6 protein-coding genes are annotated in these 7,989 nt (G+C 68.2%); 1 reads left to right on the forward strand and 5 read right to left on the reverse strand.

What is annotated here, in order from left to right; genetic code table 11:
* Positions 1-189 precede the first annotated feature (189 nt).
* Positions 190-1,905, reverse strand: coding sequence for a heparinase II/III family protein (locus tag BRAS3809_RS23325; RefSeq protein ID WP_035657863.1), 1,716 nt, complete (start codon positions 1,903-1,905; stop codon positions 190-192).
* 247 nt (positions 1,906-2,152) lie between these two features.
* Entirely contained in the window at positions 2,153-3,505 is a 1,353-nt protein-coding gene (locus BRAS3809_RS23330) for an RsmB/NOP family class I SAM-dependent RNA methyltransferase (protein ID WP_008964502.1), read from the reverse strand.
* A gap of 196 nt (positions 3,506-3,701) precedes the next feature.
* Here BRAS3809_RS23330 and BRAS3809_RS23335 point away from each other — a divergent pair, with 196 nt between their 5' ends.
* Positions 3,702-3,932, forward strand: coding sequence for a DUF1674 domain-containing protein (locus tag BRAS3809_RS23335; RefSeq protein ID WP_052523478.1), 231 nt, complete (start codon positions 3,702-3,704; stop codon positions 3,930-3,932).
* On the opposite strand, the gene BRAS3809_RS23340 is transcribed toward BRAS3809_RS23335, so the two are convergent.
* The 3 genes from BRAS3809_RS23340 to BRAS3809_RS23350 all read right to left on the reverse strand — a co-directional run bounded on the left by BRAS3809_RS23340 (position 3,916) and on the right by BRAS3809_RS23350 (position 7,754).
* Entirely contained in the window at positions 3,916-4,998 is a 1,083-nt protein-coding gene (locus BRAS3809_RS23340; protein ID WP_008964504.1) for a hypothetical protein, read from the reverse strand. The two genes, BRAS3809_RS23335 and BRAS3809_RS23340, sit on opposite strands and share 17 nt — an antisense overlap.
* Positions 4,999-5,057: 59 nt before the next feature.
* Positions 5,058-7,082, reverse strand: a complete 2,025-nt coding sequence (locus BRAS3809_RS23345; protein WP_008964505.1) for a methyl-accepting chemotaxis protein — start codon at positions 7,080-7,082, stop codon at positions 5,058-5,060.
* A gap of 165 nt (positions 7,083-7,247) precedes the next feature.
* Positions 7,248-7,754: a L,D-transpeptidase gene (locus tag BRAS3809_RS23350; RefSeq protein WP_085963526.1), complete on the reverse strand. Its 507-nt coding sequence runs from the start codon at positions 7,752-7,754 to the stop codon at positions 7,248-7,250.
* Between the last annotated feature and the right edge of the window lie 235 nt (positions 7,755-7,989).

Here is a 7,989-nt window from a genome sequence, read left to right on the forward strand (position 1 = left end):
ATGGCACATACGAAGCCACATCGTAGCTCCATAGGACTCGCACTTCGCTGCCCTGGATCATGCACCGCCCGTGCGGCTGCTCACCCCGACCCTCTCCCCGTGAAGAACGGGGAGAGGGAGGGCAGCGCGATCGAGGAGAGAGTTCGTCTCACGCTTGCAAAACGATGCTCACAGAACTGTTGCCGCGGCCTACAGCGGCAGCTCCGGCTCCCGCCTTGCATTCCTCCGCGCATTGGTCTCGCTCGGCGACGTCGACGAGCGCACGAAGCTCCAGCGGATCGAGGGGGCCTGCTGGGCGTCCTGGCGGATCACGAGCTGGGTGGTGCGGCGCGGGCCGTCATTGCCGGCGAGGAAGACGCTGTCCTCGAGATCGACGCGATCCTCGAAAGTCTCGAATGTCCACACTTCGCGATTGGGCAGCACCAGCATGGCGCCACGGCCGTCGCTGAGCCGGCTGGCCTTCACGCCGGGATGCAGGTGGAAGCGCAGCGTGTAGTCCGAGCCGCCGCCGCGCAGCCGCGCGCCCTGCGCGGGCGTCACGGTGTCCTCGCCGTCGAGCCGCGCGCCGTCCTCGGCCGCGACCAGGACGCGGCGATGGATCAGGCCGAACTTCGCCGCATAGCCGTTATGCGAGGTCGACAGCACGGTGCCGTCGGGCACGATCTCGCGGAAATTCTCGACCCGCGTCGGCCCCGACACGATCGGCGCGCCGTGCAGCAGGCGCTTCATCGCCGACATCTCGACGAAGGTGCAGGACGAGGTGTTGTGATAGGTCAGCGTCGAATGCGCCACGGTGGAGCGCGCAAAGGTCCGCCAGTTGTCGCGGCCGGTCGACGGCAGGCCGCAATTGATCACGATGCGGCTCGTGCCCGAGGACATCTCGAAGGCAAGGCACCCGGCATGCGCCTCGTGGCTGAGATGCGGCGGCGGCGGGGATCCGGTATCGACGATGACCGTCAGCGCTCCCGCATCGAGCCGCTGGAAGCCGGAATGCGGCATGCTCGCCATCGGCGTGCCATGCGTGTCGTCATAGGCGAGCAGGGTCGCCAGCAGGTCCGACGGCGTGCCGCCCATGCCGTTGAACAGCGCCATGTTGCCGTCGCCATGCCGGAAGAAGCGCAGCATCGGCATCATCCGGTCGATGGCGTTGAGCAGCGCCGGCGGCGGCGCGATGTTGCGGGCGGCGAAGGTCTGGCGCAGCGGCAACAGGTCGATCAGCAGCTCGATCAGCGCGCCCGGGTTGCGCGACACGTGGCCGCCATCGGGCAGGATCTGCCGCTGCAGCTCGTCGGACAGCTTCCGGCTGGCGCCGCGGATATGCTTGGCCTGGTTGGCGAGACACAACGCCGCGTAGCACAGCGCGATCAGGACCTGCAGCCGCGGCACGCCATCGGGGATGTCGATGGTCGAATAGCGCAGGAAACGGATCTCGCGGGTCAGGCCGCGCAGATAGCGCCGGTAGAACTTGCCGTCGGAATCGGCCAGCACCAGCGGCGCCTGCGACAGCAGCGAGATGACCCGGCGCGCCAGCACGTCGGCGCGGCGGCTCAGCGGATGGCGGCCGATCTGGTTGGTGATCCAGTCGTCGACCAGCGCGCGGGCATTGGCGCGGGTCAGCGCGGTATCGGCTGCGCGCAGATGCCGCAGCCAGCCGAAGCCGAGCAGCGCGACCTCCCAGTCCTCCGACGGCGGCTCCAGGTCGAAGATCGAACGGCCGTGGCAGGTTACGATCTTGCCGGCGAAGACGAAGCGCCCGGCATAGATCTCGGCCGCCCGCGTGGCGTCGGACGTGCGCAGGTCATGCGGCGCAATGATCAGCCGGTCGGCCCGGCCCGGCCATAATCCGGATACGGATACCGACACGCCGCTGACATTGGACATCAGGCTGCGCGCGAAGCGGCCCATCACCAATGTCGATATGCGTCTGCGTTGAGCGGCGGACACGCCAATCCTTCAATCGAGAGGGGGTTCGGTCGCGGATCCCCTTCAGAGATTCGCAAATGCCGCCGATACACCATTTTCGGTCCCGGTGCAGCACCATCGCAGGACCCGAAACTGGTGCAAAATCAGGAATTAACGACTAACGCAACGCCCACGACCTCAATCGGCTACCGCCACGGCGCAGCCATCGATCGTCCACACGATGCCATGCTCATGGCCGCCGCTCCAGCCTTGCGGCATAAAAACCGTCCAGGCCGCCGAGCCGGGGGTCCTGGTGCGGCAGATGGCAGGGCAGGGTTCGCAGATCGCCCGCGGGCGTGACCAGTTCGGCCAGCCCCGCGATCTCGCCGGGAGTGATCGGGACGCGCCGGAGATCGGTGCTCGCGGCGAGAGCGGCGTCGACGACGTGCTCGCCCTCCTCGGGTTCGAGCGAGCACGTGCAGTAGACCAGGGTTTTCCCCGGTCTGAGCAGGCTGGCGGCCTTGGTCAGCAGCCGCAGCTGAGTGGCGGCCAGTGCGCCGATGTCCGCCTCGCTGCGCAGCCAGCCGACATCGGGATGCCGCCGGATCGTGCCCGTCGAGGTGCAGGGCGCGTCCAGCAGGATGCCGTCGAAGCCGCCGGCGTGCGCCGGCTGCCACTCGGCGGCATCGGCCACGAGGGTCTCGGCCGAAAGCTGCAGCCGCGTCATGTTGTCCTTGAGCCGGCTCATCCGGGCCGGCGACCGGTCGATGGCGGTGACATGGGCACCGGCATGCGCGAGCTGGGCGGTCTTGCCGCCCGGCGCGGCGCAGAGATCGGCCATGGTCTTGCCGGCGACGTCGCCGAACAGACGGGCCGGCAGCGCGGCGGCCGCGTCCTGCACCCACCACTGTCCCTCGGAGAAGCCCGGCAGCACCGTGACCGAGCCGTGCAGCAGGGTGCGGACGGTCGCGGTCGGCAGCACCTCGCCGTGCAGCCGCGCGGCCCATTGCGCAGGGTCGGATTTGACCGTGAGGTCGAGCGACGGCTCCTGGCCGAGCGCCGCGGCGATGTCCCTGGCGGTGGCTTCGCCATAATGGTCGGTCCAGCGTCGCAGCAGCCAGGGCGCGATGTCGAGCGGCTGGCCCTTGGCATCCTCGAGCAGGCTCGCGCCCTCGCGCGCGCAGCGGCGCAGCACGGCGTTGACCAGACCGGCATATTTCGCGGCCCGGCGATCGGCCTGCACCAGCCGGACCGACAGGTCGACGGCGGCGTGGTCGGGCACGTCCATCCACAGGATCTGCGCGGCGCCGATCAGCAGCGCGCTCTGCGCCCGCGGCGCGTCGGTCGGGACGCCGCGATCGAGCAGCCGCGACAGCAGATGGCCGAGCGTGCCGAGGCGGCGCAAGGTGGTCGCGACCAGCCGGCGCATCAACGCACGGTCGCGGTCGGCGAGCTGCTTCAGGCCGGGATGCGCGCCTGTGCCATCGAGCTGGTCATCGAGCGTTCGGTGTTTGTGCAGGACCCCGTCGATGACGTCGGCGGCGATACGCCGCGCGGCAAGACCCGGGACTTCAGAAGGTGTCGCAAAACGCGGCGGGGGCATGCCTGGAGATTACTCGCGAAAAGAAGAAAGGCAGTTCCGCGACGATCGGGTGCATGCCATCAGCTTGCGGGTCCTCTGCCACCGGAATATGCCGAATGTAAGAATCGGCTCTGCTTTTTTTAGACCTGTTTTATCGTTCGCGCGCACACGATCTGATGAGCTTGGGAACGGACCGGTTCAACGGTGGAATGGTAAGATGAGCAACGAATCGTCGAGCAAGCCGTCACTGACGCTGGTGGCCAGCAATGATGCCCCGCGCAAGCCGCTGACGCCGGCCGCGCAACGCGCGCTGGCGGAGGCTGAGGAGCGCCGGCGCCTTGCCGCCGAACAGGCCAAGCCGATGCCCAGGGAATTGCAGGGACCGAAGGGGCCGGAACCGACCCGCTACGGCGACTGGGAGAACAAGGGCATCATCTCGGATTTCTGATCGGCGCCGTTGCGGGGCGCGCAGGCGTTCCAAAGGCGGACTCGCCGGAGTCGGGACGTGCGGCGGCGTCGCCGAACAGGCGCGTCGCGGTGGCGGCATCGAGCGCGAGATCGCGGACACATCCGGCAACCGAAGCCCGGTAGACCTCGTAGACCCCGCAGCGCTCCAGCACCTCGCACACCGCGTCGCCGAGATCGGACGTGTCGCGCGCGCGATAGCGGTAGGCGCTGTCGGAGCCGTGGATGCCGGCGGTCGGATAGGCCGCGGGAACGTCCGAGAAGATGATCCGTGCGTGCTCCGATTCGAGCTCGCCCATCTCGTTCCAGTCCGTCACGCTTTGCTCGGAGAACCGTTCGGCCAGGCCGAGACGATCGAACATCAGGCGGACCGTCGCCGCCGCATCCCTGCTGGCCTCGTAGACATAGTGCGTGACCGGGATGCCGACCTGCGCGGCATAGGATTCGATCCGGATCAGGTTGAGGGCCGCGGCGACGTAGTTGAACAGCAGCGTCGGCGGAGCGGCGCGGCCCGACCACTTGTCCAGCCACGAGGCGAGCGCGCTGGCCGGATCGCGATCGAGCGCGACGAGCTGGATCCGCTCGGGCGGATAGCCGGCCTCGACCACCGCCTGCAGCGGATTGAACAGGCTCTCGGCCAGAACATACGGGCCCGCCGTTTCCTTGGCGAAGACATGGGATTCCGCCGTCGCGAGCGGCAGCAGCCACGGCACGCCCTCCGTGCCTTCGAGGGCGTGGCGCAGGATGCCCTTCACGGGCTGGTAGTAGGACGGCAGGCCGGCCATGCCGAACAGATTGGTGAGCGGCGTCGAGCCGACCCGGCATTTGCCCCAGGCGCAGACCAGGTGCGGAAAATCATCGGCGGCTCGCCCCCGGAAGCCCTCGCCCAGGCAGCGGGTGACCTCCGTCGTCAACGCGCGCAGCGTCGTGCCGCGGCGCTGGAACGTGCCGTCGGGCTCGAGCGGCATGGTGTCGAGCGAGGCGTGCCGCGCCCGCACCAGATCGGCCATGCGCTGCAGCGAATCGGTTGGCGCCAGATGAAGATTCATGCGCGCATCCCCGCGATTTGATTGGTCATGAGGTGCTGGCGCTGTGAATTCCGGCGCCCTCAGGCCGCCCGCACGGTGCTGAGAAAGTTTTCGACCTCGCTCTTGAGGCCGCTGCTCTCGCGCGCCAGTGATCGCGCCGAGGTGAGGACCTGCGCGGAAGCCGCGCCGGTGGCGCTCGCACCCTGATTGACGTGGGTGATCTTCTCGGCGACCTCCGCCGTGCCCTTGGCGGCTTCGCCGACATTGCGGGCGATCTCGCGCGTCGCCGCGCCCTGCTGCTCGACGGTGGCCGCGATCGTCGCCGCGATGTCGGAGATCTGCGTGATGGTGGTGCCGATCTCCTTGATCGCCGCGACCGACTCCTGCGTCGCCGCCTGCATGCCCATGATCTGGGCGCCGATGTCCTCGGTCGCCTTGGCCGTCTGCGCGGCGAGCGCCTTGACCTCGCTGGCGACGACGGCGAATCCGCGTCCGGATTCTCCGGCCCGTGCCGCCTCGATCGTGGCGTTCAGCGCCAGCAGGTTGGTCTGCTCGGCGATCGCGGTGATCAGCTTGACGACGTCGCCGATACGGCCGGCGGCGGCCTGCAGCTCGTTGATGCGCGCATCGGTGCGCTCCGCCTGCTTCACGGCCTCGCTGGCGATGCGGCTGGAATTGTGGACCTGGCGGCCGATCTCGGCGACCGAGGCGCTCATCTCCTCGGCCGCGGAGGCGACCGCGCCGACATTGGTGGACGCCTCCTCCGAGGCCGCTGCCACCATTCCGGCCAGCTTCTGGGTGTCGTCCGCGGTTCCGGACAATGTGCCGGCCGCCTTCTCCAGCTGGTTCGACGCTGCCGACACCGAACCGACGACCCCGCCGACCGCGTTCTGGAACGCATCGGCGAGCTTGATCATCTCGGCCTTGCGCCCCGCCGCGGCTGCCGCCTCCTGGTTCTTCTGCTCGGCCTCCATCCGCTCAATGCGGATCAGATTGTCCTTGAAGGTGCGCGCGGCGCGCGCGTTGTCGCCGACCTCGTCGCCGCGTTCCGTGAACGGGATCGTGACGGCCTTGTTGCCGCCGGCGAGTTCGAGCAGCACCTCGCCGATGCGCCTTATCGGACGTGCGATCGTCAGCACCGAGAACAGCGCCGAGCCGATCAGCACCAGCACCACCAGCGCGCCGACCGTGAGCGCGACATCGCGCACCGAGGTGAGCGTGGCCAGCAGTTCGTTGCGGCGCTCCTGCGCGAATTCCTCGCCGAACGCGACGGCCTTCGCAATCTTCTCGCCGATCTCCGCCGCCATAGGCATCAGCCGCTCGGCGAGCAGGCGGCTCTTGCCGTCCTGCAGCACGGCGACACGGGTCGCGTCGGATCTGAAACGTTCGGCGGCTCCGGCCAGCTGATCGAGGCCGGCAGCGAGCGGCTTGTCCGTCGCGGCCGCCCGTGCGCGCTTGAGCATGGCGAGGGCGCCGTCGAGCCGCTGCGCGAGCTCCGCCTTCGCGGCAGCGTCGCCGCTGGCAAACTGCCAGAGCGCGGCGCGGGCGGCATTGAACAGGGTGTCGGCGCCGCGCAGCTCGCTCTGCAAATCACCCTGGCCGGGCGATCCGGCCGCCAGCGACGATTGCAGCTGGCCCATCTCGCGGGCCCAGCCGTCGGCCGCCTGGCCGCTGGCGGTGAGCGCGTCGACCGCCGCCTTCTGGCCGGCAGCGAGATCGCTTCCCAGCGCGATGTACTGATCGATCAGCTGCTTCGTGGCCTGATACAGCTCCTTGACCTGCGGACGCTTGGCGCGCTTGCCGGTGGCGTCCACCTCGGTTGCGGCGGCGGCGGCGCTGCTGCGGAACGCCTGCAGGCCGTCATCGAGCTCGGCGGCGCTGCGCGCGGTGCCGATGCCCCGCAACGCCAGCTGGGCGCGGAGCATCGCGCCCTCTGCGGTCTGCGCGCTCGATTTGTTGGTGTAGTTCGCGGCAACGGAGCGGCTGGATTCGGCGATCAGCTGATCGCCATAGAGCTGGTTGCCGAGCATTCCGCCGACCAGGGCGACGCCGATCGCCGCCGTCAGTCCGAGCTTTGTCCCGATCCGGAACGTAAAACCTGCCATGATGCGCCAACTCCCCCAAGTTGTATTGGAGTAGTAGGCGCAACCATCATGAACAAGATATAAATACCTCTCTCCGTACAACTACAGATGAAAAGTTCCATATCTGGAACGCTTGGCGCGAGGCCTGCGCCGCGCCCAACGGACCGGCGGCCGGGATGGGTCGCCTCAGCGCGTCACCACCACTTTTGTGCCGATCGACACGCGGTCATAGAGATCGGTGATGTCCTGGTTGAGCATGCGGATGCAGCCATAGGACACGTAGCCGCCCACGGAGTTCGGCACGTTGGTGCCGTGGATCGCATATTCGCCGCCGGCGAGCGTCATCGCCGCGACACCCATCGGGTTGCGCGGCGAGCCGCCGGGGATCACGTCAGGGAGCTCGGGCTTGTCGCGCTTGACGTCGGCGGGCGGCGCCCAGGCGGGATTCTTGTACTTGCCGTCGATCCTGGTGGTGCCGGCCCATTGCCGCCCGGCCTTTCCGACGCCGACCGGGTAGCGCATCGCATGGCTGCCATCGAGCACGAGATAGAGCCTGCGCTCGCTGGTCTTCACCACGATCGTTCCCGGCGAATAGTCGCCGGCGATGCCGACGAGTTCGGGCCTCGCCGATGCTGTCGTGGTCATCGCCGCCATGACGCCGATGACGGCACCAGTGGCGGACGCAGCCATCATGGCTGCCTTCATGGCCAGCCCAAATGTTTCAGTCCGCATTGCCATCCCCTCAGCCCATTCCGCGGCGGCCGCTTTCCAGCCGGGATCACACGGATGACTTGAGGAAATGAAAACTTCTCACCCAAGTAAATGACCTGAAAACAACACTCCCGCGGATTTTCGCCGCGAGAGCGCCATAATGTCTGAAGGTCCCGGGCAAGGGGCGCGGAAGCGCTGTTCTTCAACCGAGACCAAA

Origin of the sequence: Bradyrhizobium sp. STM 3809 (genome assembly GCF_000239795.1) — a bacterium.
Taxonomy (GTDB): domain Bacteria; phylum Pseudomonadota; class Alphaproteobacteria; order Rhizobiales; family Xanthobacteraceae; genus Bradyrhizobium.

Bases quoted from the DNA above. Each gene is read 5' to 3' on its own strand.
- BRAS3809_RS23350 (WP_085963526.1), bottom strand. From the start codon at position 7,754: ATGATGGCTGCGTCCGCCACTGGTGCCGTCATCGGCGTCATGGCGGCG.
- BRAS3809_RS23330 (WP_008964502.1), bottom strand. From the start codon at position 3,505: ATGCCCCCGCCGCGTTTTGCGACACCTTCTGAAGTCCCGGGTCTTGCC.
- BRAS3809_RS23335 (WP_052523478.1), top strand. From the start codon at position 3,702: ATGAGCAACGAATCGTCGAGCAAGCCGTCACTGACGCTGGTGGCCAGC.
- BRAS3809_RS23345 (WP_008964505.1), bottom strand. From the start codon at position 7,082: ATGGCAGGTTTTACGTTCCGGATCGGGACAAAGCTCGGACTGACGGCG.
- BRAS3809_RS23340 (WP_008964504.1), bottom strand. From the start codon at position 4,998: ATGAATCTTCATCTGGCGCCAACCGATTCGCTGCAGCGCATGGCCGAT.
- BRAS3809_RS23325 (WP_035657863.1), bottom strand. From the start codon at position 1,905: ATGGGCCGCTTCGCGCGCAGCCTGATGTCCAATGTCAGCGGCGTGTCG.